The organism is Staphylococcus sp. HMSC65H10 (genome assembly GCF_001839185.1).
Classification (GTDB): domain Bacteria; phylum Bacillota; class Bacilli; order Staphylococcales; family Staphylococcaceae; genus Staphylococcus; species Staphylococcus simulans.
The window spans coordinates 39,174-39,839 of the sequence record NZ_KV840425.1; the positions used below are offsets into that span (position 1 = coordinate 39,174).

Sequence of the window (666 nt, forward strand, 5' to 3'; positions counted from 1 at the left end):
AAGCCAATGGTGATACAAAAGTAGTCTTCTCAGATGGTAAAGAATTAACAATTCCAAAAGGTGCGAAAGGTGACACAGGTGCAGCCGGCGCAGACGCTAAACCACTTACAGTAACTAGCACAACTAAAGATGCTGATGGTAATACAGTCATCCACTTCAGTGATGGTCAAACAGCGACTGTTTCTAAAGGGGACAAAGGTGAAACTGGTGCCACTGGTGAAAAAGGTGCAGATGGTACTTCAGTTACTATCACAAACACTGAAACAACACCAACTGGAGATACAAAAGTTACATTCAGTGATGGACATGTTATCACAATACCAAAAGGTAAAGATGGTCAATCTGTAACTGTAGAAAGTTCTGCTCCAGATAAAGACGGCAATACTGTTGTACACTTTAGTGATGGCAGCAACGTTACTATCCCTAAAGGAGATAAAGGTGATGCAGGTGCAGCTGGTAAAGATGCAGCGCCATTAACAGTCACAAAAACTGATAAAGATGCAGCTGGAAATACTGTTGTACACTTTAGTGATGGTTCACAAGCTGTTATTTCTAAAGGAGACAAAGGTGATACGGGTGCACAAGGTGCGACTGGTGAAACAGGTGCTACCGGGGCTACTGGTGAGAAAGGTGAAAAAGGTGATTCAATTTCAATCACAAGTATCA

General features: G+C 42.2%; 1 pseudogene. It reads left to right on the forward strand.

Features of this window, described 5'->3' with window-relative positions:
* Positions 1 to 666 (forward strand): annotated as a pseudogene (locus HMPREF3270_RS14105) (hypothetical protein); the annotation flags it as partial.